At 74.6% G+C, this 26150-nt stretch carries 27 protein-coding genes; 16 read left to right on the top strand and 11 right to left on the bottom strand.

Annotated features, from left to right (window positions below; genetic code table 11):
• Nucleotides 1-2: 2 nt before the first annotated feature.
• Nucleotides 3-572, top strand: coding sequence for a hypothetical protein (locus AB0C76_RS28970; RefSeq protein WP_359971222.1), 570 nt, complete (start codon nucleotides 3-5; stop codon nucleotides 570-572).
• Between the two features lie 33 nt (nucleotides 573-605).
• Here AB0C76_RS28970 and AB0C76_RS28965 read toward each other — a convergent pair whose 3' ends face one another.
• The gene (locus AB0C76_RS28965) at nucleotides 606-2075 is read right to left on the bottom strand and encodes a glutamate synthase subunit beta (protein WP_359971220.1); all 1470 of its coding nucleotides are present in this window, start codon (nucleotides 2073-2075) and stop codon (nucleotides 606-608) included.
• A gap of 102 nt (nucleotides 2076-2177) precedes the next feature.
• Entirely contained in the window at nucleotides 2178-2654 is a 477-nt protein-coding gene (locus tag AB0C76_RS28960) for a hypothetical protein (RefSeq protein ID WP_359971218.1), read from the bottom strand.
• A 59-nt stretch (nucleotides 2655-2713) separates the two neighbouring features.
• Here AB0C76_RS28960 and AB0C76_RS28955 point away from each other — a divergent pair, with 59 nt between their 5' ends.
• The 3 genes from AB0C76_RS28955 (at nucleotide 2714) to AB0C76_RS28945 (ending at nucleotide 5806) form a co-directional block, all read left to right on the top strand.
• Nucleotides 2714-3670: a WYL domain-containing protein gene (locus AB0C76_RS28955; protein WP_359971217.1), complete on the top strand. Its 957-nt coding sequence runs from the start codon at nucleotides 2714-2716 to the stop codon at nucleotides 3668-3670.
• Nucleotides 3671-3734: 64 nt separating this feature from the next.
• Nucleotides 3735-4418 carry a response regulator transcription factor gene (locus AB0C76_RS28950; protein WP_359971215.1) on the top strand — a complete coding sequence of 228 codons (684 nt, stop codon included), beginning with the start codon at nucleotides 3735-3737 and terminating at the stop codon, nucleotides 4416-4418.
• On the top strand, nucleotides 4415-5806 hold the full coding sequence (locus tag AB0C76_RS28945) for a HAMP domain-containing sensor histidine kinase (protein ID WP_359971213.1): 1392 nt from the start codon (nucleotides 4415-4417) through the stop codon (nucleotides 5804-5806). Before AB0C76_RS28950 ends, AB0C76_RS28945 begins: the two co-directional genes overlap by 4 nt.
• A 67-nt stretch (nucleotides 5807-5873) precedes the next feature.
• On the opposite strand, the gene efeB is transcribed toward AB0C76_RS28945, so the two are convergent.
• From efeB to AB0C76_RS28930, 3 genes are all read right to left on the bottom strand, one after another.
• On the bottom strand, nucleotides 5874-7184 hold the full coding sequence (gene efeB / locus AB0C76_RS28940) for an iron uptake transporter deferrochelatase/peroxidase subunit (RefSeq protein WP_359971247.1): 1311 nt from the start codon (nucleotides 7182-7184) through the stop codon (nucleotides 5874-5876).
• Between the two features lie 50 nt (nucleotides 7185-7234).
• On the bottom strand, nucleotides 7235-9295 hold the full coding sequence (gene efeU / locus AB0C76_RS28935; protein ID WP_359971211.1) for an iron uptake transporter permease EfeU: 2061 nt from the start codon (nucleotides 9293-9295) through the stop codon (nucleotides 7235-7237).
• A 268-nt stretch (nucleotides 9296-9563) separates the two neighbouring features.
• Nucleotides 9564-9872 (bottom strand): hypothetical protein, encoded by a 309-nt coding sequence (locus AB0C76_RS28930; protein ID WP_359971209.1) that lies wholly within the window; start codon nucleotides 9870-9872, stop codon nucleotides 9564-9566.
• 399 nt (nucleotides 9873-10271) lie between these two features.
• Here AB0C76_RS28930 and AB0C76_RS28925 point away from each other — a divergent pair, with 399 nt between their 5' ends.
• Nucleotides 10272-11897 carry a cytochrome bc complex cytochrome b subunit gene (locus AB0C76_RS28925; protein ID WP_359971245.1) on the top strand — a complete coding sequence of 542 codons (1626 nt, stop codon included), beginning with the start codon at nucleotides 10272-10274 and terminating at the stop codon, nucleotides 11895-11897.
• A gap of 77 nt (nucleotides 11898-11974) precedes the next feature.
• Here the strand turns inward: AB0C76_RS28925 and AB0C76_RS28920 are convergent, their stop codons facing one another.
• Nucleotides 11975-12352, bottom strand: a complete 378-nt coding sequence (locus AB0C76_RS28920; protein ID WP_359971207.1) for a hypothetical protein — start codon at nucleotides 12350-12352, stop codon at nucleotides 11975-11977.
• A gap of 212 nt (nucleotides 12353-12564) precedes the next feature.
• On the opposite strand from AB0C76_RS28920, the gene AB0C76_RS28915 reads away from it, so the two are divergent.
• The 4 genes from AB0C76_RS28915 to AB0C76_RS28900 all read left to right on the top strand — a co-directional run bounded on the left by AB0C76_RS28915 (nucleotide 12565) and on the right by AB0C76_RS28900 (nucleotide 14489).
• Nucleotides 12565-12978: a hypothetical protein gene (locus tag AB0C76_RS28915; RefSeq protein ID WP_359971205.1), complete on the top strand. Its 414-nt coding sequence runs from the start codon at nucleotides 12565-12567 to the stop codon at nucleotides 12976-12978.
• Nucleotides 12979-13042: 64 nt separating this feature from the next.
• The gene (locus tag AB0C76_RS28910; protein ID WP_359971203.1) at nucleotides 13043-13228 is read left to right on the top strand and encodes a hypothetical protein; all 186 of its coding nucleotides are present in this window, start codon (nucleotides 13043-13045) and stop codon (nucleotides 13226-13228) included.
• Between the two features lie 102 nt (nucleotides 13229-13330).
• Nucleotides 13331-13987 carry an NAD(P)-binding domain-containing protein gene (locus tag AB0C76_RS28905; protein WP_359971201.1) on the top strand — a complete coding sequence of 219 codons (657 nt, stop codon included), beginning with the start codon at nucleotides 13331-13333 and terminating at the stop codon, nucleotides 13985-13987.
• 64 nt (nucleotides 13988-14051) lie between these two features.
• Nucleotides 14052-14489: a YchJ family metal-binding protein gene (locus AB0C76_RS28900; RefSeq protein WP_359971199.1), complete on the top strand. Its 438-nt coding sequence runs from the start codon at nucleotides 14052-14054 to the stop codon at nucleotides 14487-14489.
• 27 nt (nucleotides 14490-14516) lie between these two features.
• Here AB0C76_RS28900 and AB0C76_RS28895 read toward each other — a convergent pair whose 3' ends face one another.
• Nucleotides 14517-15515 (bottom strand): polysaccharide deacetylase family protein, encoded by a 999-nt coding sequence (locus AB0C76_RS28895; RefSeq protein ID WP_359971197.1) that lies wholly within the window; start codon nucleotides 15513-15515, stop codon nucleotides 14517-14519.
• A gap of 210 nt (nucleotides 15516-15725) precedes the next feature.
• Here AB0C76_RS28895 and AB0C76_RS28890 point away from each other — a divergent pair, with 210 nt between their 5' ends.
• Nucleotides 15726-16256, top strand: a complete 531-nt coding sequence (locus tag AB0C76_RS28890; RefSeq protein ID WP_359971196.1) for a GNAT family N-acetyltransferase — start codon at nucleotides 15726-15728, stop codon at nucleotides 16254-16256.
• A 12-nt stretch (nucleotides 16257-16268) separates the two neighbouring features.
• Here AB0C76_RS28890 and AB0C76_RS28885 read toward each other — a convergent pair whose 3' ends face one another.
• Nucleotides 16269-17150 carry a carbohydrate kinase gene (locus AB0C76_RS28885; RefSeq protein ID WP_359971194.1) on the bottom strand — a complete coding sequence of 294 codons (882 nt, stop codon included), beginning with the start codon at nucleotides 17148-17150 and terminating at the stop codon, nucleotides 16269-16271.
• Nucleotides 17151-17433: 283 nt separating this feature from the next.
• Between AB0C76_RS28885 and AB0C76_RS28880 the strand changes: the two genes are divergently transcribed.
• The 5 genes from AB0C76_RS28880 (at nucleotide 17434) to AB0C76_RS28860 (ending at nucleotide 21708) form a co-directional block, all read left to right on the top strand.
• Nucleotides 17434-18963: a M1 family metallopeptidase gene (locus AB0C76_RS28880; RefSeq protein ID WP_359971192.1), complete on the top strand. Its 1530-nt coding sequence runs from the start codon at nucleotides 17434-17436 to the stop codon at nucleotides 18961-18963.
• Between the two features lie 335 nt (nucleotides 18964-19298).
• Nucleotides 19299-19823, top strand: a complete 525-nt coding sequence (locus AB0C76_RS28875) for a SigE family RNA polymerase sigma factor (RefSeq protein WP_359971190.1) — start codon at nucleotides 19299-19301, stop codon at nucleotides 19821-19823.
• Nucleotides 19810-20661 (top strand): hypothetical protein, encoded by an 852-nt coding sequence (locus tag AB0C76_RS28870; protein WP_359971189.1) that lies wholly within the window; start codon nucleotides 19810-19812, stop codon nucleotides 20659-20661. Before AB0C76_RS28875 ends, AB0C76_RS28870 begins: the two co-directional genes overlap by 14 nt.
• A 49-nt stretch (nucleotides 20662-20710) precedes the next feature.
• Entirely contained in the window at nucleotides 20711-21340 is a 630-nt protein-coding gene (locus tag AB0C76_RS28865) for a hypothetical protein (RefSeq protein ID WP_359971187.1), read from the top strand.
• Between the two features lie 80 nt (nucleotides 21341-21420).
• Nucleotides 21421-21708, top strand: coding sequence for a hypothetical protein (locus AB0C76_RS28860; RefSeq protein WP_359971185.1), 288 nt, complete (start codon nucleotides 21421-21423; stop codon nucleotides 21706-21708).
• 6 nt (nucleotides 21709-21714) lie between these two features.
• Here AB0C76_RS28860 and AB0C76_RS28855 read toward each other — a convergent pair whose 3' ends face one another.
• Nucleotides 21715-22812 carry a chemotaxis protein gene (locus tag AB0C76_RS28855; protein ID WP_359971183.1) on the bottom strand — a complete coding sequence of 366 codons (1098 nt, stop codon included), beginning with the start codon at nucleotides 22810-22812 and terminating at the stop codon, nucleotides 21715-21717.
• A 267-nt stretch (nucleotides 22813-23079) separates the two neighbouring features.
• Between AB0C76_RS28855 and AB0C76_RS28850 the strand changes: the two genes are divergently transcribed.
• On the top strand, nucleotides 23080-23301 hold the full coding sequence (locus AB0C76_RS28850) for a hypothetical protein (protein ID WP_359971181.1): 222 nt from the start codon (nucleotides 23080-23082) through the stop codon (nucleotides 23299-23301).
• Between the two features lie 18 nt (nucleotides 23302-23319).
• On the opposite strand, the gene AB0C76_RS28845 is transcribed toward AB0C76_RS28850, so the two are convergent.
• Both AB0C76_RS28845 and AB0C76_RS28840 read right to left on the bottom strand, forming a co-directional pair.
• A complete protein-coding gene (locus tag AB0C76_RS28845) occupies nucleotides 23320-24945 on the bottom strand; it encodes a sigma-70 family RNA polymerase sigma factor (RefSeq protein ID WP_359971180.1) in 1626 nt (541 codons plus the stop codon).
• A 124-nt stretch (nucleotides 24946-25069) separates the two neighbouring features.
• On the bottom strand, nucleotides 25070-26059 hold the full coding sequence (locus AB0C76_RS28840) for a CAP domain-containing protein (RefSeq protein ID WP_359971178.1): 990 nt from the start codon (nucleotides 26057-26059) through the stop codon (nucleotides 25070-25072).
• Nucleotides 26060-26150: the final 91 nt, after the last annotated feature.

The following is a 26150-nucleotide window of genomic DNA, read 5'->3' as shown; positions in this document are numbered from 1 at the left end:
ACATGCTTCGTTCCCAGCGCCTCGCCCCCACCGTGGCCGCCGTCGTCCTCACCGTCGGCGCGCTCGCCGCCGGCGGCACCGCGCACGCCGCCGCCCCCGCCCAGCACCGCGCCGCCGCCCCGCTCGGCCAGACCTGTTCGCAGGCCTACCTCCCGCTGCCCGACCCCGCCTGCACCCCCGGTGCCACCAACCCGGACGTCACCCAGGCCACCATCGACGACACCATCTGCGTTCCGGGCTACAGCACCTCCATCCGCCCGCCGTCCAGCTACACCACCAAACTGAAGATCCAGCAGATCGCGGCGTACGGCTACAGCGACACCGACACGTCCGACTACGAGGAGGACCACTTCATCCCCCTCTCCCTCGGCGGCCACCCGACCGACCCGAACAACCTGTGGCCGCAGCCGCAGTACGCGACGGGCCCCAACGGCCAGAGCTCGCGCGACAAGGACACCGTCGAGTACAAGCTCTACAAGGCCGTCTGCAACCACCAGGTGGACCTCGTCCCCGCCCAGCAGGCGATCGTCACCGACTGGACCACCGCCCTGTCGGTCCTCGGCCTGAGCTGACGACCCGGGTGAGGGGGCACGACCGCTGCCCCCTCACAGCGTCAACGCCCGCGCCGACGCCCGGATCGGGGCCGGGAGCTCGGTGACGCCCCGCAGGTAGCGGTCCACCGCCGCGGCCGCCGCCCGCCCCTCCGCGACCGCCCACACGATCAGCGACTGCCCGCGGCCCGCGTCGCCCGCGACGAACACGCCGTCCGCGCCCGTCGCGAAGCCGTCGTCCCGGGTCAGCGCGCCGCCCGGGCCGGTGGCGAGGCCGAGTTGGGGGATCAGCCCCTGGTCCGGCTCGGGCCCGGCGAAGCCCAGCGCGAGCAGCGCCAGACCCGCCGGCAGGCTCCGCTCGGTGCCCGGCCGCGGCCCGCGGTCCGGCGGCTGCGCCTCGGCGAGGCGCACCGCCGCGAGCCGCCCGTCCGGGCCCGCCTCGAAGCCGACGGCCACCGCCGCGAACACCCTCGGCCCGGCCGCCGCCGCGCCCGCCTCCTCGTGCGAGGTCGTCTCCCGGTAGACCTTCGGGTGCACCGGCCACGGCTGCCCCGCCGCCCGGCGCTCCGGCGGGCGCGGGTTGATGTCGAGCTGGGTCACGGACGCGGCGCCCTGGCGCAGCGCCGTGCCGAGGCAGTCCGCGGCGGTGTCCCCGCCGCCGACGATCACGACGTGCCGGCCCTCGGCGGACAGCGGCGACTCGGGGCGGTCGCCCTCGTCGACGCGGTTCGCCCAGGTCAGGTAATCGATCGCCTGGTGCACACCGGGCAGGTCGCGGCCCGGCAGCGGCAGGTCGCGGCAGGCCGTGGCGCCCACCGCGACCACCAGCGCGTCGCACCCGGCCCGCAGTTCCCCCGCCGCGACGTCCCGGCCGACGCACACGCCGCAGCGGAAGCCGGTGCCCTCCTCCCGCATCTGGTCGAGCCGCCGGTCGAGCCGGTGCTTCTCCAACCGGAACGGCGGGATGCCGTAGCGCAGCAGCCCGCCGGGGCGGTCGGCCCGCTCGTACACCGTCGTGGCGTGCCCGGCGCGGGTGAGCTGCTGGGCGGCCGCCAGCCCGGCCGGGCCCGAGCCGACCACGGCCACCCGCCGCCCGCTCGGCCGGTCCGGCGGGCGGGGCCGGTCCCAGCCGCGCTCCCACGCGCGGTCGGCGATCGCCAGCTCGACGTTCTTGATGGTCACGGCGGCGCCGTCGATCGCGAGCACGCACGCGCTCTCGCAGGGTGCCGGGCAGAGCCGGCCGGTGAACTCGGGGAAGTTGTTGGTGGCGAGCAGCCGGGAGGCGGCCGCCCGCCAGTCGCCCTCGGCCACCAGCCGGTTCCACTCGGGCACGATGTTCCCGAGCGGGCACGCGTCGTGGCAGAACGGGAGGCCGCAGTCCATGCACCGGCCCGCCTGGCCGCCGACCACCGGGAGCAGCGCCCCCGGACGGTACACCTCGCGCCAGTCCCCCACCCGCTCGTGCGCGTCCCGCCGCGCCCGCTCCGCGCGCGGGGTGGTGAAGAAGGCCATCCGGTCTGCCATAGCGGCCTCCGGCAGGACGTGCCGTGCAGGGAACGTCCGGGGCGCGCCCGACGCGCCACCGTGTGGCCACGGTACGCCCACGAAGGGTGGCGGCGCGAGGGCCTATGCGCGCCGGGTGAACTCCATGGTCCAGTTCGTCACCCAGGTCGCGCCGCCGTCCGCCGAGAAGGCCTGCTCCCAGCGCGCCGAGTCCGCCGTCACGCCCGACCACACGAACCGCGCCCGCACCGGCGTGCCGTCGTACTCGTCGTCCCCGAAGAACTCGCCGCGCCCGTCCGCCCACCGCCCCACGACCGGCGGGAACAGCGTGCCCGTGCGGGTGCTGGACCAGTACAGCGACCACTCCTCGCGCGCCGGGTCGTACAGCCGCAGGGTGAGCCCGGAGAAGCCCTTGGTCGGGAAGTCGATCTCGTCGAAGTTCGCGTTGCCCCCGAAGTGCCGCGAGCCCCGCGTCACGCCCGGGAAGTCCTCCCACGGGCTGCGCGGGTCGAGGAAGTCGGCGCGGCAGCGGTTGGCCACGTCCCATTCGCCCACGAGGAAGTCGAAGTCGGCTCGTCCGGTGGTGTTCTCAAGTCCCATGCCTGGACGCTAAGGCCGGTTCCCTGACATCGTGTGTCAGTGAAGTCCGAGGGGTCCCCGTGAAGTCCGCCCGCCTGCTGTCGATCCTGCTCCTGCTCCAGACCAACGGCCGGATGACCGCCCAGCGGCTCGCCGAGGAGCTGGAGGTCTCGGTGCGCACCGTCTACCGGGACGTCGAGGCGCTCCAGGCCGCCGGCGTACCGCTGTACGCGGACGCCGGGCACGGCGGCGGGTACGAGGTGCTGGCCGGCTACCGCACCCGCCTCACCGGGCTCAACGCGGGCGAGGCCGAGGCGCTGTTCCTCGCCGGGCTGCCCGGCCCGGCCGCCGCCCTTGGACTGGGCCCCGCCCTCGCCGCCGCCCAGCTCAAGCTGCGCGCCGCGCTGCCGCCCGGGCTGCGCGCGGACGCCGACCGGCTGCGCACGCGCTTCCACCTGGAGGCGCCCGGCTGGTACGCGGAGGACGACGAGGTGCCGTTCCTGCCGCAGGTGGCCGACGCCGTGTGGCGCGGCCGGGCGCTGCGGGTGCGCTACCGCCGCTGGAAGGCGCCGACGGACGTCGACCGCCGGCTGGAGCCGTACGGCCTCGTCCTCAAGGCCGGCCGCTGGTACGTCGTCGCCGGACCCGGACCGCGCACCTACCGGGTCGACCAGATCCTCGAACTCACCGAGACGGACGAGGAGTTCACCATCCCCGACGACTTCTCCCTGGCATCCCACTGGCGCGGCCACGAGGCCGACTTCCACGCCCGCCTGCACCGCGGCGAGGCCCTCGTCCTACTCGCCCGCGGCGCCGCCGCCCGCCTGGGCTCCGCCGCGGCGCGCGCCGCCGAGGCCACCGGCACCCCCGAGCCGGACGGCCGGACGCGGGCCGTGCTGCCGATCGAGTCGCTCGACCACGCCCACGCGGCCTTCCTCGCGCTCGGCACCGACGTCGAGGTCCTCGCCCCGCCCGCACTCCGCGCGCGCCTCGCCGCCACCGCCCGCGCCCTCGCCGACCGCTACGCCGACGGGTGAGCCCGTCGACCGGCCCCGCCCCCCGCCTGGAACCGCCGTGCACACGCCAGGGAGAATCCCACGCATGACCCACACCGTGCTGATCGCCGAGGACGACCGCGCCATCCGCGATTCCCTCACCCGCGCCCTGCAGCTGGAGGGCTACCGCGTGCGCACCGCCGCGGACGGCGCCCGGACGCTGGCCGCCCTCGACGAGCAGCGCCCGGACGTCCTGGTCCTCGACGTGATGATGCCCGCCCCGGACGGCCTGGAGGTCTGCCGCCGGCTGCGCGCCGCGGGCGACCGCACGCCCGTCCTGATGCTCACCGCCCGGGTCGAGGTCCAGGACCGGATCGCCGGGCTCGACGCCGGCGCGGACGACTACCTGGTCAAGCCCTTCGACGTCGGCGAGCTGTTCGCCCGCCTGCGCGCCCTGCTGCGCCGCAACCCCCCGGAGCAGCCCGTCGAGGACGTCCTGGCCGTCGCCGACCTGCGGGTCGAGCCGGGCGCCCGGCGGGCCTGGCGCGCGGGCGAGGAGCTGGAGCTGTCCAGGACCGAGTTCGACCTGCTGGAGCTGCTGACCCGGCACGCCGGATCGGTGCTCGACCAGGCCACCGTCTACGAGCGGATCTGGGGCTACGACTTCGGCCCCGGCTCCAAGAACCTCGCGGTGTTCATCGGCTACCTGCGCCGCAAGCTCGACCGCCCCGGCCTGGCACCGCTGATCCACACCGTCCGCGGCGTCGGCTACACGCTGCGCGCCTCGTGACCCGCCCGCGCGGCTTCCACCCGCGCCGGCTCCGGCCGCGCCCGGGGCTGCGCACCACCATGTCGCTGGCGTTCGCCGCGCTGGCCGTCCTGGTGGCGGTGCTGATCGGCGCCCTCGGCTACCACGCCGCCGCCGCGCTGATCCGCGACGACGAGAGGGCCGACTTCACCACCGCGCTCCAGTCGGTGGGGAACCAGGTCACGCGGCAGACGCTGTACCCCGGCGACTTCAACGGGCCGACCGGTCTGGGCGAGCAGCTGCTGCGCCCGATCCGGGTCACCGCGCAGGCACTCGACGCCAAGGGCGCCGCCCTCCCGGGCACCTCCCACGTCGTCCTCCCGTCCGTGCCGGACGACGGCGAACTCGCCCGCACCGCCGCCCCCGCCCGGACGGTGACCGGCGTGCGGCACGTCGGCTACGCGACCTACCGGGTCGGCGTCGTCTCGCTCGGCGGCGGCCGGGGTGCCGTCCAGGTCGTGCAGGAGACCGGCGACGTCGAGGACCTGCTGTACGCCCTGCGGGGTCAGATGGCAGCCGTGGTGGCCGCCGTCGCCCTGCTCGCGGGCGCGGCCGGGTGGCTGCTCGCCCGCCGGATCACCGGGCGCCTGGTGCGGCTGACCGACGTCGCCGAACTGGTCGCCGACAGCGGCCGGCTGGACGTCCCGGTGCCGGCCGCCGGGAGCGACGAGGTCGGCCGGCTCGGCCGGGCCTTCGACCGGATGCTCGGCCGGCTCGCCACCGCCAAGGAGAACCAGCGCCGGCTGGTCCAGGACGCGGGGCACGAGCTGCGCACGCCGCTCACCAGCCTGCGCACCAACCTCTCGGTGCTCCCCAGCCTGGACCGCCTGCCGCCCGCCGAACGCACCGCGCTGCTGGACGACCTGGCCGAGGAGGCCAAGGAGCTGACCCTGCTGGTGAACGAGCTGGTGGCGCTGGCCGCCGAGCAGAAGGCGGACGAGGACCCGGTCGACGTCGTGCTGGCCGACGTGGTCCGCGAGGCCGCCGCCCAGGCCCGTCGGCGCACCGGCCGCGAGATCGCGGTGGACGCCGACGCCACCGTGGTCACCGCCCGCCCGGACGCGCTGGCCCGCGCGGTGGGCAACCTGCTCGACAACGCGGCCAAGTTCGACCCGGCCGGGGCCGCCCCGATCGACGTCGTCGTGCGCGGCCCCCGGGTCGAGGTGCGCGACCGCGGTACCGGCATCGACCCGGCCGACCTGGAGCGCGTCTTCGACCGCTTCTACCGGGCCACCGCCGCGCGCAGCCTGCCCGGTTCGGGACTCGGCCTGGCCATCGTCCACGAGGTGGCCACCTCGCACGGCGGCAGCGCGTTCGCCGTCAACCGCGACGGCGGTGGCGCCGTCATCGGCTTCACCCTCGGCGGCTGACGAGCCGCGAGCGTGCCACGGCCCGTGGAATCCGCCCCTCGCTGCGGGGGCCGTGGCACGCAGGGCGTCAGGCGGCGGCGAACAGCCCCCGGCCGAGCCAGTCGGCGTTGTCCTGCACGCCCGGCAGGACGAAGAAGTACCCGCCGCCGGTCGGCGAGATGTAGTCCACCAGCGGCTCGCCGACGAGGCGGGTCTGGGTGGCCTCGAACTGCCGCACCACGTCCTGCTGATAGCAGCAGAAGACGAGGCCCATGTCGAGGTTGCCGGCCTTGTCGATGCCGCGGTCGTAGTTGAAGCCGCGGCGCAGGATGCGGGAGGTGTCGGTGTCCGGGGTGCGCGGATTGGCGAGGCGGATGTGCGCGTTGAGCGGGATCGCCTTGCCGTCCGGGTCCTTGGCGTAGTCCGGGGCGTCGTTCTCCTGGTGGCCGTCGAGCGGGGCGCCGGTGTCGCGGCGGCGGCCGAACATCTTCTCCTGCTCGGTGAGGGTGACGCGGTCCCAGAACTCGATCAGCATCCGGATGATCCGTATGACCTGGTAGCTGCCGCCGGTCGCCCACGCGGGCTCGCCCGTGCCGTCGGTGACCCACACCAGCCGGTCCATCTCGCGGGCGGACGCGGTGTCCGGGTTGACGATGCCGTCCTTGAAGCCGAGCAGGTTGCGCTGGGCGCCGTCGGGGCGGGACTGGTTCTGGAAGCCGTCGATCCGCCAGAGGATCTGCATCGCGCCGCGGGTGTGCCGGGTGATGTCGCGCAGGGCGTGCAGGACGGTGTCCTGACGGTCGGCGCAGATCTGCAGCGAGAGGTCGCCGTGGAGCTCGGCGGCCTGCAGGTTGTCGTTGGGGAAGGTCTTCATCGGCGCGAGCTTGACGGGCTTGGCCTTGGCGAGGCCGTAGCGGTCGTCGAAGAGCGAGGCGCCGACGCCGACCGTCACGGTGAGGTTGTCGGTGGTCACGACCGGCCCGAGGATGCCGCTGTCGGAGGGCGGCGCGCCGACGCCGAGGTCCGGCGGGGTGCCGCCGGCGGTGAGGAAGCGGATCCGGTCGGTCAGGGTCCTGAACAGGTCCTCCAGGGCCTTGCGGTCCTGGGCGATCACCTGGCAGGAGACGAAGGCCGCGTAGCCGGGCGCCGGGGTGGTGACGCCGGCCTGGTGCGCGCCGTGGAAGGGCACGACGCCGTTGGAGGCCTGGTGGCCGTCGCCCGCGGCGGCCGGCTCGGCGGAGAGCGTGAACGCCGCACCGGCGCCGGCCAGGACGGCCGCCCCCGCCCCCGTGCCGAGGGCCGCCCGCACGAAACTGCGGCGGGCCGGGCCGGCCGGGCAGCCGCCCTGGCCGGCGGCTTCGGCGGCGGCCTGCTGCGCGGCGGCAGCGGCGTGCGCCATGGATGCGACGTCCAGCGGGCACGAGCCGGTGGCTGCGGTGTGGTCGGTCATCAGGCGGCCTTCCGGATCTCGAGCAGGGCGGGGATGGGGGACAGGTCTTCGAGCAGTTGGCCGGTGGCGCCGTTGAGCTGCCGGCGGGCGTCGGCGGACAGCTTGTCCACCGGGGTCCAGCCGTCGGCGGTGCGGGCGGCCGCGACGAGGTCGCCGACGCGCTTCATCCCGGCGTTGACCCGGACGAGGACCTGCGGGTCGCGGTCGTCGAGCAGCGGCTGGAGGAGCGTCAGCAGTTCCTGGGTGCCGGCCAGGTTGGCCTGGGTGGTGGCGAGGCTGGTGCCGCTGCCCATGTCGGTGTCGCCGGTGAGCTCGAACTGGAGGGTGTTCTCCAGGATCTCGTGGGCGCGCAGCGGCAGGTCGGCCGGGTCGAAGTCCTGGGTGGGGAAGTCGTGCACGAGGGTGGCGACGTCGCGGGCGAGGCCGTCGGCGACGGGCGTGAGCTCCGCGGCGGACTGGCCGTGCCACAGGCCGTACTCCAGGCGCAGGAAGCCGGTGAAGCCCGGGTCCGCGGTCTTGTCGGGGAGCCCGTCGGCGCGGCCGTCGATCTTGCCGTCGAGGTCGGCGAAGGTGCCGTAGGCGGCGCCGAGCGAGGCGTACTGGAGGTGCGCGGTGAGCCAGTCCGCCCGGGCGGTCGCGAGGTCGCCGCCGTGGATGTCGGCCTGGAGCTTCTGGGACTGCGTCATGAGGGTCGCGAGGCCCTTGGTGACGTAGTCCTTGTAGGCGTCGAGCGGGCCGCCGAGGTCGTCGTCGCCGACCGGCTTGACGGCCTTGACCTCGGTGCCGCCGGTGACGTGCACGGAGGCGGAGGTGACGGACCTGCCGCCGGTGGGCACGCAGCGCCAGGCGTAGTCGCCGGTGCCGATGGTGGCGGTCAGGGCGCGGGTGGTGCCGGGCGCGAGTCCCTCGACCTCGCCGTAGACGGCGCCGCTGGCCGGGTTGACCAGGTACACCTCGGAGACCTTGTCCCCGGTGTTGTGCATCTGGAAGACCTGCTGGCCGGGCAGCGGGGCGGTGAAGCCCTTGCCGCACTCCTGCTCGGAGACCGCGACGGTGGCGGCGCTGTCCTTCTTCCCGTCGCTGACGGCGATGACGGCTCCGGCGACGACGGCCGGCACGGCGACCAGCGCCGCCGGGAGCACCCACCGCGGCCGGCCGGAGGCGGCGGGCGCGGGGGTCTCGGCAGCCTTCTCGGTGGCCGTCGCCTCCGTCTTCTCCGCCGTCCTCTCGGTGGTGGGCGCGGCCTGGCCGGCGCGCACGCCCTGCAGGAACAGCGTCATGACGATGCACAGGTAGGCGACGTAGGCGACGACCTGGAGGACCGTCATGGTGACGGTGAGGTTGAGCGTGCCCTGCACGAGCGTGGCGTACCAGGACTGCGCGTCCAGGTGCCCGCTGAGGTCGAACGCGTACGAGGTGGAGCCGCCGACCAGCCCGGACTCCTGGAGGTCGCGCAGGCCGTAGCCGAGCACGCCCGCCGCGATGACGATCAGGCCGGCGCCGGTGATGGTGAAGAACCGGGTGAGGTTCATCCTGAGCGCGCGACGGTACAGGCCCCAGCACAGGCCCGCGGCGAGCACCAGGCCGACGGCGGCGCCGATCAGCGGGCCGGTGGACTCACCGGCGGTACGGACGTTGGTCCACAGGAAGAGGGAGGTCTCCAGGCCCTCGCGGGCGACGGCGAGGAAGCTGGTGAGCACGAGCGCGCCGGCGCCCATCGCCAGCGAGGCCTCGACCTTCGAGCGGATCTCGGCCGACAGGCTGCGCGCGGAGCGGCGCATCCAGAAGACCATGGCGGTGACGAAACCGACGGCGATCAGGCTCAGGACCCCGCCGAACGCCTCCTGCGCGTGGCCGGACAGGTTCGCGGCGGTGAAGGTGAGCACCGCGCCGAAGCTGAGGCTGACGACGACGGCCGCCGCGACGCCGGTCCACACCTGGGGCAGGCGCCCCCTGCGGTCGAACCGGACGAGGGTGGCGACCAGGATCGACACGATCAGGCCGGCCTCCAGGCCCTCCCGCAGCCCGATCAGAAAGCTGGGAAACGCTTCATCCCACATGCGGCGGGCTCCTCCCCCGGTCGCCCCGGGTCATACCTGTCCTCGGAGTCCCACCGCGGTGACGGGGGACGGCACAGCCGAACGCCCCGGACTGGTCTGGTCCAGGGCGCCTCGGCTTAGCTTAGGCAAACCTTAGAGGTGCAGGGAGCCACTGAACCCGCCGGCAAGGTAAGGGTTCGGTATGAAACCGTCCTTCCGTCTCAGCATTCGACCCGGCCCTCGGCGCGCCGCCTTCCGGCCGACCGGGAGCCGGGCCAGTGGGCGCGCCCTAGCCCCACCACTGCTCGGGAACGGCCTCCGGCTCGGCGGGGACGCCGACGGGATCCGGGACGGGCGCCACGTGCAGGTCGCCGCCGTCCGCTTCCGCGACCTCGTGGCCGGCCTCCCGCAGGACGACAGCCGCCGCCCCGAGGACGGCGGCACGCACCCCTTCGGACGAATCGCCGCCCGGCGGCCAGCCGACCACCACCCCCTCCGGGCCGGGGCCGATCCGCAGCGGGGACGGGCCGGCGGCGTCGAGTCCGGCGCGGGAGAGGGTCGCGGTCACGTCAGCGAGGAGTTCACGGTGATCCACCATTGGCGCAGCGTAGGCCGGGGGTCACGCGACCCCGGGCCGCGGCGCGCGCCGAAACGGTTCGGCGGCACCCGAGCGCAGCACCGGGCGCCCTCCCGGACGGCCGATCGGAGGCCCCGGGACCCCCGTCCGGCCCGACACGAGCGGCCGGACGGGCCGATGGACGTGCACAGTCGGCCCCCTGCCGACAGCATGACAGAGTAAGCGATCCATCACCCTGAGCAACGGGACCAGCGGTCACCCGCACCGCGGGCCGGATCTCCCCGGCGGTCCCGTATCGAGAGGTCCCATGATCACATCACTCCGCCGGCCGGCGTTCTCGCCGACGGGCCTCCAGCACGGCACGCCGAGGACGCCGGGGAGCCCGTCGTGAGAACCGACCAGCAGTCGCAGCCGGGACCGGTGAGCACCAGCACGCGAGCCCAGCCCGCGAACAAGGCCGAGGCCCTCGCCGACTGGGCCGACGGCCGCCTCGGCATCTACGCCCTGGCCAAGTCCAACCTGCGCAAGATCTTCCCGGACCACTGGTCCTTCATGCTGGGCGAGATCGCGCTCTACACCTTCGTCATCATCATCCTGACCGGCGTCTGGCTGACCCTCTTCTTCAACCCGAGCATGGGCGAGGTCATCTACGAGGGCTCGTACGTCCCGCTCAGGGGCATCGAGATGTCGGAGGCCTACCGCTCCACGCTCAACATCAGCTTCGACATCCGGGGCGGACTGCTGATCCGCCAGATCCACCACTGGTCGGCGATCGTGTTCATCGCCGCGATGCTGACGCACATGATGCGCGTCTTCTTCACCGGGGCGTTCCGCAAGCCGCGCGAGATCAACTGGCTCTTCGGCGCCCTGCTTCTCTTCCTCGGCATGTTCGACGGCTTCATGGGCTACTCGCTGCCGGACGACCTGCTCTCGGGCACCGGCATCCGCTTCATGGAGGGCGCGATCCTGGCCGTGCCGATCATCGGCACGTACATCCAGTTCTTCACCTTCGGCGGACAGTTCCCCGGCGTGCTCATCGTCCCGCGCCTGTTCACCGTGCACATCCTGCTGATCCCGGGGATCATGGTCGGCCTGCTCGCGGCGCACCTGATCCTCGTCTTCTACCACAAGCACACCCAGTTCGCCGGGCCCGGCCGGACCAACAACAACGTGGTCGGCATGCCGCTGCTGCCGGTCTACACCGCCAAGGCCGGCGGCTTCTTCTTCCTCGTGTTCGGCGTGGTCGCGTTCATGTCGGCGATCGCGACGGTCAACCCGATCTGGGCGTACGGCCCGTACCGGCCCGACCAGGTGTCCACGGACGCCCAGCCGGACTGGTACATGGGCTTCTCCGAGGGCCTGATCCGCGTCATGCCGGGCTGGGAGATCAGCGTCTGGGGCGGCCACACCCTGAACCTCGGGGTGTTCATCCCGCTGATGGTCTTCCCCCTCGTGCTCGCGTCCATCTGGTTCTACCCCTTCGTGGAGGCCTGGGTCACCGGGGACCGCGGCGAGCACCACATCGCCGACCGGCCGCGCAACGCGCCGGTGCGCACGGCCTTCGGTGCGGCGTGGATCAGCCTCTACCTGATCCTGCTGGCCGGTGGCGGCAACGACCTGCTCGCGACGCACTTCCACCTGTCGATCAACGCGATCACGTACCTGGTGCGGATCTGCTTCTTCGCGCTGCCGGTGGCCGTCTTCGTGATCACCAAGCGGTGGTGCATGGGCCTCCAGCGCCGCGACAAGGAGAAGGTGCTGCACGGCCGCGAGACCGGCGTCATCCAGCGGCTCCAGCACGGCGAGTTCATCGAGGTGCACGCGCCGCTGCCGCAGGGCCGGATGTACACCCTCACCGCGCACGACCAGCCGGAGCCGGTCGAGCTGGAGCCCGAGGTGGACGAGAACGGCGTGGCCCGCAGGGCCGGGCTGTTCACCCGCGCGCGGGCGAAGCTGTCGCGCGGCTTCTACGGCGAGGGCAGCCAGATCGCCAAGCCGACCGTCGAGGAGCACCAGGAGATCAGCAGCGGCCACGGCCACCACTGAGTCCCCGGGCACGCGCCGAGGGCCCGCCGCAGTGTCTGCGCGGCGGGCCCTCGGCGTTGCGGCGCCCTGTCGCGGCGTCAGCCCCGAAGGATCGCGGGCACGGCGGCGAACAGCGCGGCCGCCAGCGTCACGGACAGGCAGAGGGCGGCCCAGCGGGCGCAGATCCGCCGGCACTCGCTGCGGTAGCGGGCGGCGAGGCGGCGGCAGCGGTCGACGGCGCGGTCCACGACTTCCTCGGCGTAGCGCAGCCGGTCGGCGGCGTAGGCCCGCTCCAGGCTCTCGCGCTCGGCGGCCGGCAGCCAGGCGAACTGGCCGGCGAAGGCCCGGGCGTCCCGTTCGGCCGCGGCGACCTCCGCCTCCCAGGCCAGGAAGCCCTCCAGCCGGGCGATCTCCACGCGGGTGTCCACCTTCTGCCGCGGGGTCCGTGCCCTCGGCGAACGCTGTCTGCCACCCATTGACCGCTCCTTCGTGCCGTCGCCAGCTCCTTCGCAGCGAAACCACGCAACTACTATCAGTGACGAGCAGGGGGCACGGGGCGACTCGCCGAGCCCCGGGCGCCGAATGGGGCCCGCGAACGCCGGACACGCTCCGCGTACGGGCGTGTACCATCGGCAAGCATTGCGACGGTGCACCCCGGCTGGCCGGGGGACGAGCCAGGAGGTCGGCCATGCCCGATGCCGGTCGGTTCAGCGGGGCGGGCGAGCAGCGCGAGCGGGCGGTCTCGGAGGCCGCCGCCGTCCCGGAGCGCGACTCGGCGGCCGCTCCGGCGCACGCCGAGGCGGCGGGCGAGCGGCTCGTCGACGGGCACCGCGTCGACCAGGAGGAGTTCGGGCGGCTGGTGCGCCGGGTGTCGGACAACACCCACGAACTGATCGACGCCGTCAGTGCCCGGGTTCTGGGCACCACGGCCGGCGACGCCGCCGAGCACACGCGCAAGATCGCCGAAAGCGCCCACGACATCGTCGACCTGCTGCTCAACCTCAGTCGCCTCGCGCCGGCCCTCGCCGACCAGGGCCTGGGCACCGCCTCCGGACCGCAGCGGACCGCCACCGGGGTGCCCGAGGAGCGGCCCGGGGGGTGACGCCACCCCAGCTCGCGGGCGGCGCCGAACCGGTCGAACGGGGGCCGGCCCGCGCGAGGTCGGCGTGTGCGTCAGCCGCATCCAGACGAAGGCCGGCCCCGCCCGGTCCACCGTCCCGCCTACCCGGCCGACCTCCGGCGGGCCGGGCCCCGTCCGCGCCACGCGCATCGGCACGTGGACCTGCTACCGGCGCGACGAGGTCGCGACAGCCCGGCTGCTCACCGCGCTCGGTGACACGCTGCGACCGTGACCCGCACGTCCTGACGGTCCTTCTGGACTGAGCCCGGGTCAACTATCGTCGTCGCCGGCAACGCTCCACGAGGGCGCGTTTCACGGGAGATGCGGAGTAGCTGTGCGCATCGGAATCATCGGCACGGGCACGGTCGGGCAGACGCTGGCGAGCAAGCTGGTGTCCCTCGGTCACGAGGTCACGCTGGGTTCGCGGACCAAGGACAACGAGAAGGGGTCGGCCTGGGCCGCTGCGGCGGGCCCGCACGGCCACTGCGGCACCTTCGCCGACGCGGCGGACTTCGGCGAGGTGGTGATCAACGCCACCGGCGGCACGGTCGCGCTGGCGGCCCTGCGGGCGGCGGGGGCCGAGCGGCTGGCGGGCAAGCTGCTGATCGACGTGTCGAACCCGCTGGTGTTCTCCCCCGAGGGCGAGCTCACCCTCGACCCGGTGAACACGGACAGCGTCGGCGAGCGGATCCAGCGGGAGTTCCCGACGGCCCGGGTGGTCAAGGCGCTCAACACGATGAACGTCGCCGTGATGGTCGACCCGGCCGTGCTGCCGGGCGAGCACAACCTGTTCGTCGCCGGGAACGACGACGCGGCCAAGGCCGAGGCGGTCGCGCTGCTCGGCGAGTTCGGCTGGCCGGCGGAGTGGATCATCGATCTCGGGGACATCACCGGTGCCCGCGCGACCGAGATGATGATGCCGTTCTGGCTGCGGCTCTACCGCCACTTCGGCACCGGCGAGTTCAACTACTCGTTCAAGCGCAACGCGTAACGGCCGCCCGCGGGGCGCGGGGGCGGCGCGCGGGGAGCGGCACGGACGGGGGACAATGGACCGCATGTCCCGACGCCGCCCCGCTCCCCGAGCCGCCGCCCCCGCGCCCCGGCTGCTGCCCTCCTCCCCCTGCCCGTGCGGCCTGTCCGCCTCCTACGGCGACTGCTGCGGCCGGATGCACCGCGGCGTGGCGGAGGCCCGTACGGCCGAGGCGCTGATGCGCTCCCGCTTCAGCGCCTTCGTCGTGCAGGACGAGGCGTACCTGCTGCGCAGCTGGCACCCGGACACCCGGCCGGACTCGGTGGACTTCGATCCGGCGCTGCGCTGGACCCGGCTGGAGGTCGGCGCCACCACCGATGGCGGCGCGTTCCACTCCGAGGGCACCGTCGCGTTCCGCGCGTACTGGACGGAGGGCCACGAGGAGGGGGTGCTCAGTGAGAACAGCCGGTTCGTCCGGCACGAGGGCGCCTGGGTGTACCTCGACGCCCTCTCGCTCGGCTGAACCGGCTGCCCGCTTCCGAGCGCACGGCTACAGGTAGTCGTCCAGGCGCCCGAGGGCGTAGCCCTGTGCCGTGACCTCGTTCAGGACCCTGCGGAGCAGGTCCGGCATCGTGGCCTTCCAGTCCTCGGTGCCCCGGAAGTGGGTGAGGATGATGTCGCCCGGGTGGAGCCTCTGGTCGTCGTAGCGCCACTCCATGTGGTCCGGAAAGGCCTCCTCGTTCCACAGCGGCACCGCCTGGACCCCGCAGGACCCGGCCGCGCGCAGCGTGTCGTCGTTGTACTCGCCGTACGGCGGGCGGAACAGCCGGGGGCGGACGCCGATCTGCTGCTCCAGCTGGTCCTGCTGGGTGCAGATCTCGTAGCGCTGGGTCTCGTAGTCGTGGATCTTCAGGTTGCGGTGGTTGATGGTGTGGTTGTTGATCTCCACGCCCTGGGAGTGGAGGTCGCGGAAGTAGCCGTAGTTGTCGCGGGCGAGGTAGTCGGAGACGAAGGCGCTGAGCGGGATCCCGAGCTCGGCGGCCATCTTGTTGAACTGCGGGTCCTTCTCGGCGCCGTCGTCGACGGTCAGGAACACGACCTTGTCGTCGGTGGGGACACGGAAGACCACCGGCGGGAGGCCGTCCTTGATCTTCACGCCCTGCATCGCGCGCAGCCGGGGTTTGGCGGCCGGGGGCGGCGGCGCCTTCAACGGCGGCTCGGCCAGGCCCCAGCGCTGGGCGGTCTCGAGCGCCGTGCGGACGGCGGTCTCCTGGCGGGCGACGGCCTCGCTGCTGCTCTCCTCCTCCTTGCGGGCGAGGCCCGGCAGCATGGGCGGCGCGGCGGGCGGGCGGGCCCCGTCGACGGCGGGCTCCCCGGTGGCCGCAGCCTCCGCCCGGGCGGCCGGTGCGGCGCTCGCGGCGTCGGCGGGTGCGGCCTTCGGCCCGGCGGGTCCGGACGGCCCGGCGCAGCCGGTGACGACGGCGGAGAGGCAGACGGTGGCCAGCAGACCGGTCCGCAGACCCCTCCGAGCCGGGTGACTCCCCCTCAAACCCCCATTAATGTGACGATCTGATGGTGCGTTCATAACGCCACTGCTCCCCCGGAGTGCACCCCCGTCAATCCCCCCATCACCCGCACGGCAGAGCGACCCGCCCGGGACCTTGCCCAAGCTTTGCCCTGCGCAGGACGGCCGGACGGCCCCGCACGCACCGCGAAAACCCGTTGCCGCCGGGCCGCCGGCACGGCGACCATGCGCGGTATGACCACCGGCACCACCGCACCCGGCCCGGCCTGGACCGTCGCCCCCGCCGACGTGACCACCGCCGAGGCACTGGCCCTCCTGCGCGAGTACTACTACGACGTCGCCAACCGCTACGGCCGGCTGCACCACGGCGAGGACTTCGACACCGAGGTCCTGGAGGCCGGCCTGGCCGACACCCCCAGCGACGACCTCGCCGAGCCCACCGGCCTGTTCCTGATCGGCCGCTACGACGGCCGCGCCCAGTCCTGCGCCGGGCTGCGCCGCCTCGACGCCACCACCGTCGAGCTCACCCGCGTCTACGTCCGCCCCGGCCTGCGCGGCACCGGCGGCGGCGCCCGCCTGCTCGCGGCCGTCGACTCCGCCGCCCGCGCCCTCGGCGCCGAGCGCGTCGTCCTCGACACCCGCCTCGACCTGGTCGAGGCCCGTGCCCTCTACACCCGCCACGGCTACCGCGAGATCCCCGCCTACAGCACGGGCCCGTACGCCGAGGTCTGGTACGGCAAGGACCTCACCGAGACCGCGCGGTAAGGCACTTGCGGCCTACCGGGCCAGCGCCTCGGCCAGCTCGGCGGACGAGGGCGGGTTCGCGCCGGGGCGCGAGACGGTGACGGCCGCGGCCGTCACCGCGCGCCCCAGGCAGGCCGCCAGCGGGGTGCCGGCCGCGCGGGCGTGCAGGAAGGCGGCCATGAAGGAGTCCCCGGCGCCGACGGTGTCCGCGACCCTCACCGGCCGGGCGGCGGCCTCCTCCCGGGCGCCGTCCGCGGTGAGCGCGACGGCGCCGGCCGCGCCCAGCGTCACGGCGACGACGGCCGGACCGAGCCCGAGCCAGTGCCGGGCGACGGACTCCGGATCCTCGCCCGGGTAGAGCCAGGCCAGGTCCTCGTCGCTGGCCTTGACCACGTGGCTGAGCGCCACGCAGCGCTCGACCCGGCGGACGGCCCCGGCCCGCTCGCCCATCAGCGCGGGCCGCACGTTCGGGTCGTAGCTGACGCTCGCCCGGCCGCGCAAGCGCTCGACGATCCCCAGCACGGCCGCCGCGCCCGGCTCGGTCACGGCCGCGATCGAGCCGATGTGCAGGTACCCCGGTGCGTCCGGGAGTTGGGGAGTGCCGAGCGTCCAGCCGATGTCGAGTGCGTACTGCGCGCGCCCGTCACCGTCCAGCTCGACGACGGCCGAAGGCGTCCGTGCCACCGCCTCCGCGAGCACCGCCACCCCGGCCCCCTCCAGGTGCGCCCGGATCAGCCGCCCGTGGGCGTCGTCCGCGAGCTGGGTGAGGAGCGTCACCGACCTCCCGAGACGCGCCAGGCCGTACGCGACGTTCGCCGGGCTCCCGCCGGGGTGCACCCGGTCCGGTGCGCCGTCGGCGCGTACGACGTCGGCGACGCTCTCGCCGATCACCAGGAAGTTCGGGGACGTGGTCACAGCGGCTCCTGGCGGTCCGGCGCGGAAGGGCGGACCGCCAGCCTACGGGCTGCACCCGGGCATGAAAGTACGGCCGCCGGACCTGGCCAGGTTCTCCGACGGCCGTGGCCCCGCCCGTCAGGGGGCGGAACTCTTCGACCGTATGACGGAGGGCGACCGCGCCGCTACCGCAGTGCTCCGTCCGGGGGACGCGCCCGTGTCGCGGCGATCCCGCCCCGGAGGCCGGGTCCGTCCACTACGATCCGTGCCCGGAACATCTCCCGTGCCGTCACCCCGGAGAGCGGTGGTCGCCCTGATCCCCCTGCGTCGGACCCGAGCCCGCGGCCGTGCCGGACTCGCCCTGGTGCTCGCGCTCAGCGCGGCGCTGCTGACCACCGGCGGGCCCGCGGCCACCGCGGCGGACGGGCTCGGCGACCCGGTCTTCCCGTCGCTCGGCAACCGCGGCTACGACGCGCTCGCCTACCACCTCTCCTTCGCCTACCGGCCGGACACCCGCACCGTCGACGCCACCGCGGTGATCACCGCCCGGCCCTCCCGCGACCTGGCGAGCCTGGACCTCGACGCGCTCGGCCTCGACGTGCACGACGTCCGCGTGGACGGCCGGCCCGCCGCGTTCCGCACGCACGACGAGAAGCTCACCGTCACCCCGGTCCGGGCCGTGCACCGCGGCGCCACCGCGCGGGTGCGGGTCACGTACACGGCGGACCCGCACGCCGGGCTCCCCCACACCGGCTGGGTGCCGACCGCGAACGGCTTCGCCGTCGCCGGGCAGCCCGCCAGCGCGCACACCGTCTTCCCGTCCAACGACCACCCCAGCGACAAGGCCCGCTTCACGATCGACGTCACCGCCCCGGACGGCCTGCTCGGCGTCGCGAGCGGCGAGCTCACCCGGACCACGCCGCTCGGCGACGGCCGCACCACCCGGCGCTACGTCTCCCGCGAGCCGATGGCCACCGAGCTCGTGCAGGTCTCGGTCGGCGACTACACCGTCCGCGAGCGCACCGGCCCGCACGGCCTGCCGCTGCGCGACGTCGTGCCCACCGCGCGCGCCGCCGACCTCGAACCGGCCCTCGCGCTCACCGCCGACCAGTTCGCCTGGGCCGAACGGCACCTGGGGCCCTTCCCCTTCGAGGCGTACGGGATCCTGCCGGCCGACACCGACGCCCCGGACGCGTTCGGCTTCACCGGCCTGGAGACCCAGACCCTGACGCTGTACAAGCCGAACTTCCTGCGCCAGCCCGAAGCGGCGATCGGCTCGCACATGATGCACGAGCTGGTGCACTCCTGGTTCGGCGACAGCGTCTCGCCCGCCACCTGGGCGGACCTCTGGCTCAACGAGGGCCACGCCGACTACTACGGCCTGCTGTACCGCTACGAGCGCGGCTGGCCGGACGCGTGGGGCTACACCACCCTCGTCGACCGCATGCGCTACCTGTACGGCCTCGGCGACCAGTGGCGCCGGGACGCCGGGCCGGTCGCCTCGCCCACCGCGGCCGACCTGTTCGACAGCCAGCGCTACACCGGTGGCGCACTCGTGCTCTTCGCGCTGCGCGAGCGCGTCGGCGAGGAGACGTTCGACGCGATCGAGCGCACCTTCCTCGCCCGACACCGGTACGGCAACGCGACCACCGCCGACTACATCCGCACCGCCTCCGAGGTCTCCGGGCAGGACCTCGGCGACTTCCTCACCGACTGGCTCTACGGCCACCGCACCCCGCCCATGCCGGGCCACCCCGACTGGAGGGTCGGCGCGCAACCGGTGGCGGCCCACGGGGCGGCCGGGCCGGTGGAGCACGGCTCCGGGACGCTCTGACGGCGGGGTCGATCCCGTACGCCCCGATCGCGCCCGGCCCGTGCGTCCGGGCGCCCTGTGCGCGCCCCTGTGCCGCACGTGGCTGGCCGCGCATCGTGGTGCCACGGCCCGCCCGCCGCCCGGCTCAGTCCCGGCCGGCTCGCGGGCCGTCCAGCGTTCCGCCCGGACCGGGCCGCGGCCGTCCGCCGGGGCCTGGGAAAATACCCCCGGAACGGAGACAACCCGAACCGCGGGCCACCGCGTTCCACCTGCCGTGAGGACCACACCACGCACGCGGCCGACCAGGCCGCCACGGCAGACGGGAACGACGGGAACACCATGGCGGGGGCAGCGGGATGAGGGACGCGACACCGGACTTCGAGGAGTTCGTCGCCGCCTGCGGCCCGAAGCTGCTGCGCACGGCCTGGCTCCTGACCGGCGACCCGCACCAGGCCGAGGACCTGCTGCAGACCGCGCTCGCCAAGGTCTGGCCCAAGTGGGACTGGATCTCGATCGAGCGCCCCGAGGCGTACGTGCGGAAGGTCCTGGTGAACTCGCACGTCTCCTGGTGGCGCCGCCGCTGGACCGGCGAGCTCCCGCACGGGGAACTGCCCGAGCCACCGGTGCAGCGGGCCGACCCCTTCGAGGACGTCGTACTGAGCCAGGTGGTGGCCACGGCCGTCCGGGCATTGCCGCCGCGACAACGGGCCGTGGTGGTGCTGCGCTTCTTCGAGGACCTGAGCGTCGAGGAGACGGCCGAGGTGCTGCGGTGCACGACCGGCACCGTCAAGAGCCAGACGCACCGGGCGCTCGCCGCGCTGCGCGGCAAACTGCCGGTCAGGGAACTGATGCTGGACGGGGGACGCCGTGACGGGAACTGACTTCCTCGAACCGGACCGGCCGGACGGACCCGGCGGCGCCGACACCGGGGAGGAGCAGGAGCTGCGGATCCTCCTCCAGCAAGCCGCCCCGCACCTCCCGGCGCCCGAGGACCGCATCCAGCGGATCCTCGCCCGCGCCGCCCGCACGCGCCGCCGCCGGCGGGCCGCCGGGCTGGGCGCAGGGCTCACCGGCGGCCTGCTCGCCGCCGTACTGGCCGCCGCCCCGGCGATCGCGCCTTCGTCCCCCCACGCGGGCCCGCTGGGGGTCGCAGCGGCTCCGGCGCCCGCACCGAGCACGGCCGCGCCCTCGCCCTCCTCCGCGCCCGAAGGCCCGGACGCCGTGGGGCCGCTGGGGGTGGCCATCTCGTTCAGGACGGTGTCCGAGATGGTCGTCAACGTGCCCAAGGGCTGGCTCACGCAGGAGAACGACTGGGCCAACCCCGAGGTGAGCATCGGCACACTGGCCAACCAGCCGATCGCCGACCCGACCGCCTGCGCCGACAAGGAGACGTTCTGCCTGCCGGTCGGGCGCCTGCGCAGCGGCGGCGCCGTCCTGACGTTCCGGCTCGTGAAGGATCCGACGCGGGTGGCCGAGTACGTGGAGACGTCCACCCCGGCCGAGGTCACCACGCTCACGAAGGAGTGCGCCGCCGTCGGCGGCGATGCGGAGCTGATCGGCCACCGGACCGTCACGAGCACCACGTCCCTGTCGGTGATCGAGCTGGACGCGTGCCTGCGGGAGCCGACGACGGTCGTCACCCAGCAGGTGCAACAGGTGCTGGAGTCGATCCGCTCGTTCGAGCGGCAGAGCCCCACTCCCGAGGGCCCGACCGGCTGAACCAGGCCGCCCCTCCTCCCATCCCCGCACGTCCGAAAGCCGAACCACGATGTCCCTACCCCATCGTGCCCTCGTCGGGCCGGGCGCGCTGCTCCTGGCGAGCCGCGCGCCCGGCCGCGCCACCCCGTCCGCCGCGTCCGTCACCATCTCGCCGCCTGCGCCGGTCACCTCTCCGGCCGCCACGCCGGCTGCGGCTCCGGTCGCCGCGGGCCGCCCCGCGCCACCCGAACTTCCCGGCCAACTGCCTGGAGTGGGAGCGCAGTTGCTCGCCGATGTCCCAACCGGAACCAGGCAGGCCCTGGTCGTCACCGGCGACGGCGCCGACCTCTCGACCGGGCGCGCCACGCTCTACCGCGACGACGGCTCCGGCTGGCTCGCCGGACCGACCTGGCCCGCCCGCAACGGCAACCGCGGCTGGAGCGCCGACCACCACCTGGGCGATCTGCGCTCCCCCGTAGGCGTGTTCACCCTCACCGCCGCCGGCGGCAGGCTGCCCGATCCGGGATCCCGCCTGCCGTACGACCACGACGGGGGATTCACCGTCGCGGGCACGGGCTTCGAGGGCGAACCGCTCGCGGGCTGCCTGCGCGTCGACGCCATGCGGGAGCTGCTCCGCGCACTCGACCCGGCGCTGAACCCGGTGGTCGTCATGGGCGACGCGGCGTCGCCGGCGCGGTGAGCTGTCCGTCCCCCTCCCTTCCAGATTCGGCGATCGGCCGGGGAAGGATCGGGATCCTTCCCGCCGACCTCGCACCGCTGTTGAGCCGGCCCGGCCAGGCGGTCTTCCTCCTGCCGACCGCGGAGTTCCGGCGGGACGTGCTCCGCGCGCGCTACGCGGATCCGCAGCGCGCGCGGGCCACGTGGGGCGGCCGCGATCCCTCGGCGGTACTCGCCAAGCGGCTTGCACGCGACGCGCTCTGGGACGCGGAGGTCCGCGTCCAGGCCGTCGGCCACCGGCTCGACGTCCTGACCGTCGACGGCGCCGCGCCGCCCGCCGACCTCGCCGGCCGGGTGGCCACCCGCTTCGGTCTGGCCCCCGGGGCGTAGCGGGCGTCAGTACCGCAGGACGGCCGCGATGTGGTCGCGCGAGGCGAGCTCGCCGGACGGGACGAACTGCACGCGGGCGCCGGTGTCGAGGGCGCGCTCGACGATCTCGTCGACCATGTCCACGCGCACGTCCGGCCCGCCGTCCTCGGTGGGCACCAGGTGGTTGTCCGTCACCCGGACGGGCTGCCAGTAGTCCTCCTCCACCGCGAGCACGGCGGCCCGGCCCTGCGCGACGTTCTGCCAGACCTCGTCGATGCCGGCGGCCAGGCCCTTGACGCCCTGGGCCTGGCTGAGGCGCTCCTGGATCTCGGCGACGGCCTTGCGGCCCTGGTCGGCCACCGTCGCCCGGACCGCCTCGGCCACCACGGCCGGGGAGGCGTGGCCGAGGCCGCCGCGCGCGACCTGGGCGGCGGCGCGCTTGGCCGCCGTGCCGACGTCGTCGAGCAGGGAGATCGCCGCCGCCTCGCCGAGGACGTAGAGCGGGCGGGCGTCGGCCTCCAGGACGGCGGCCAGGGCGGTGTCGGCCGAGCGCAGGAACCGGCGGGTCTCCTCGTCGGTGAAGGTGCTCGGCACGTTGCCGATCCGCTCCGTGCGCTCGACGTCCCAGTCCGGTCCGACCTGGTCGACCGGGAAACCGCCGTCGTGCGCCACCAGTTTCGACCCGGAGCCGCTGAACAGGGCGGCCCGGTCGGCGGAGACGGTGAGCACCCAGTAGGGCGCGGCCGAGACGTACGCGGCGACCAGGTTGCGGGTCAGGAAGGTGTCCGAGACGACGACCCGGGCCGGCACCGAGCGCGGGAGCGACCACACCTGGTGCTCGCCGGGCGCCGCGAAGATCACCAGGCCGTCCTCGGCGTGCACGAGGTCGACCTCCGCGAGCGCGCGGTCCAGCTGCTCGACGACGTCCAGCCGGTCCGCCCGGCTCACCGCCTCGTCGGCCTGCAGCCTGGCCTTCGCCTCGGCGACGAGGTTGCGCAGGCGCACCGGGTCCTGGGTGTTGTCGGGCTCGCTGCGGTGGGTCGGCAGCAGGACGGAGACGGCCGGGTAGCGCCGGGGGCGGCGCAGCTCGGCGAGGACGGCGGAGGTGAGCTCGGCTGCGTGCATCGGGTGCCCTTCGTGTCGCGGGGGTGGCGGGGGCCTGTGACGGTCGGCGAACCCGGCCGGAAGGGAGGGGCGGGAAGATCGATTTGCCGGATTCGTTCCGGAACCCCTCCCCATCCCACCCCGCTCCTAAGCCCCCCGCCACCGGAACGCCCGCACGCCGGGCCCGCAGCCCGCGCGCCGGGCCCCCGACCCGCGCGCCCGGACCGCGCCCCTGCCCCGTGACCCGTGCGGTGCGGGCTCGTTAGCACGGGCATGAAGAAGCGCAGCATGCTTGCCGTGGCCTCGCTCGCCGTGGGTGTCGTCGCCTCCCTGACCGCGCCGAGCGCACACGCCAGCGCCGTGGGCGGGCAGGAGGGGCTGCCCGGACCGCTCGGCTCGACGGCCGACCTGGCGCCGGGCCAGGTCGGCGACGCGGGCGGCGTGGTCGGGCACGCCACCGGCTACGTGACCGGGCAGGCGGACGGGCTCGTCCCGGTCACTCCCGCGTAGCCGGGGCGGCGGCCCGGTTCAGGAGAGCGGGGCGCCGAGGTCCTGCGCCCAGTAGGTACCGGTCGGCCCGGTCGCGACGCCGACGCCGACGTCCTTGAAGCCGCAGTCCAGCAGGTTGGACTGGTGGATCCCGCCGTCCATCCAGTGCGAGACCACGGCGGAGGGGTTGGTCGTGCCGCGGTCGAGGTTCTCGCCCCACTGGGACCAGCGGTAACCGGCCGCGGTGATCCGGGCGTCGGGGTGGACGCCGTCGGGGTTGACGTGGTCGAAGAAGTTGCGCGCGACCATGTCGTCGGCGTGCTTCTGGGCGGCGCCGTGCAGCCGGGGGTCGATCCGCAGTGGGGCGCAACCGGCCTTCGCCCGTTCGGCGTTCACGAGGTCGACGAGCTGGCGCTCCAGGCTGGGCGGGGCGGTCGGCCTGGACGCGGTGGGCGACGGGGTCGGCGTCGGCGTGGCCGTGGGAGTGTCGGTCGGACTCGGGGTCGGGGTCGGCGTGGGGGTGTCGGTCACGGCCGCCGGGGCCGGTACCGGCAGGGCGAGCGGCGTCCCCGTCGGGGTGTCGGGCGCGGCGGCCGGCGTGGTCGGCTCGGGCGCCGCCTCCAGCGGCTTCTCGACGGGGGCCGGCCAGACCAGGGCGAGCGTCGTGACCGCCACGGCGGCAGCCGCACCGCTCACCAGGACGGCCTTCTTCGCGGCGAACGCGGCCCAACCGCCGTGCGAGCCCGCCCCGGCGGCGCCCGCGGTGCCGGCCGCGCCGCCGGCACCGCCCGCGCCGGTGGCTCCCGCACCCGCCGCGGAGGCGATCGCGGCCGCGGTGACCTTGAAGTGCAGCAGCACCGGCGAACCCATCGGGATCGGCACCAGCGCCAGCCCCGCGAGCAGCCCCTCCGCCGGGAAGAGGTCGCGGCCCAGCCGGTCGCAGGTGGCGCAGCCGCGGATGTGCCGGGCTATGCGCTTGCGCCACACCGAGTTCGGCGTCCCGTCGAAGCCGGCGGTGACCTCGGCGAGCTCCGGACAACGCGGGTAGGCGCCGAGCGCTCGGACGACCACGCGGCCGGACTCCAGCTGCTTCTTCATCCGCTGCACCCGGACGGCGGTGTGCTGCGGGCTGAGGTCGAGCGACTCGGCGAGTTCGGCGCGGGTCAGCTCGCCGCTCGCCTCCAGCCACCACAGGGAGAGCAGTTCGCGGTCGTCCGGGTCGAGCCAGCGGGTGGCCTCGGCGACCTCGCGGCGCTGGCCGGAGAGGCCGAGCCGCAGGATCGTGAGGTCGGTGAAGTCGGCGCGGGGGTCGGCGACCTCCCAGGTCTCGTCGAGGCCACCGACGGTCGGCTGCTGCTGGCCGGCGGTGTGGCGGCGGCGGATCTGGTTCATCGTGATCGCGACCAGCCAGGAGCGGAACGACGACGGGTCGCGCAGCCCCTCCAGGCCGTCCAGGGCGCGGATCATCGTCTCCTGCGCGACGTCGTCGACGTCGGCGTGCCCGCCGAGCGCGCGCCCGGCCACGTTGTAGACGAGCGGCAGCCAGGCGGCGACCAGCGCCTCCTGGGCCTGCCGGTCGCCCGCCTGGGCGGCGCGCACCAGGGTCGTCCCGGTGCCGCGCACGTCAGTGTTGCGCACGTCAGCGTTCTGCACGTCAGCGTTCATCGTCCGCACTCCGTCTTGCCGTCTTCCGCCCGCCGATGCCTCCTCGGAGACCTCTGGGGAGTGATCAGATAACAACAATTTGCGCGGAATCGGAAAACGGGCCGGTGACGGGCCCGCAGCGGGGTCACGCCGGGGCGGCGAACACCTGGGTCCACCACGGGCCGCCGGAGCCGGTCCGGACGCCCACGCCGAGCTGCTTGAAGGCGCAGTTGAGGATGTTGGCGCGGTGGCCGGGGCTGTTCATCCAGGCGTCCATGACGGCGGCCGGGTCCTTCTGGCCGCGGGCGATGTTCTCGCCCCAGGTGCTCCAGCGGTAACCGGTCGCCTCGATGCGGTGGTCGGCGTGGTAGCCCTCGGGGCTGGCGTGGTCGAAGTAGTTGCGGTCGGCCATGTCGTCGCTGTGCGACTGGGCGGCGGTGGCCAGGCGGGGCTCGGCCGCGACCGGGTCGCAGCCGGCCTTGGCCCGCTCGGCGTTGACGAGGTCGACGACCTGCTGGGCGTACGAGGGGGACGCGCCGCCGCCGACCGGGGGGGGCGCGGACGTCGCCGCGGGGGCGCTCCCCGTGGCGGAGCGCTGAGCGGTGGTGGGCTTGGCGGTCGGGGTCGGCTTGGCGGTGGCGGTCGGCGTGGGTGTCGCGGAAGCGGAAGCCGTGGCGGTCGCGGTGGCGGTGGCGGAAGCGGTGGTGGAAGCGGTGGGCGACGGGGTGCCCGGGTCGGTCGCGGACAGGTTGACGGGCGACTGCGGCGCGCCGGGCACGAGGGCCGGACCCCCGCCGGCACCGGGCACCTGGATGCCTTCGTGGGTGCCGGCCTCGGCGGCCATCAGCGCGTCCAGGGCCACCGCCTGCCCCGGGTCTCGGTCCGACTGCTTGCCCGCGTACGCCGCGTACCCGGCGCCGGCCAGCGCCGCGAGCAGGCCCGTCCCGGCCACGGCGACGACGACCGTCGACACCGGGACGAACGCGCCGCGCCTGCGGCCCCGCCTGCCGCGCCCTCCGTGCTGGTCGGCGTGCCGCTCGGCTGCCCGGCGCGCGGCACGCCCCCCGGAACGGCCGCCCGCGCCGTCGGCCGATCCGGTCGCCGGGAGGATGGTCGTCCTGTCTTCGCTGTTCACCTGGCCACGCTTTCTGTCCGGGTCGGCGGTCGGGTGCCGACACCTGGGAGACCCTCCGGCGCACCGCCGATAACGAAAAATTCCGAACGGA

It is taken from the genome of Kitasatospora sp. NPDC048722 (assembly GCF_040650235.1).
In the GTDB taxonomy this organism is placed as follows: domain Bacteria; phylum Actinomycetota; class Actinomycetes; order Streptomycetales; family Streptomycetaceae; genus Kitasatospora.
Note: the sequence above shows the minus strand (reverse complement) of the source record. Positions and strands in the feature narration are given on the sequence as shown.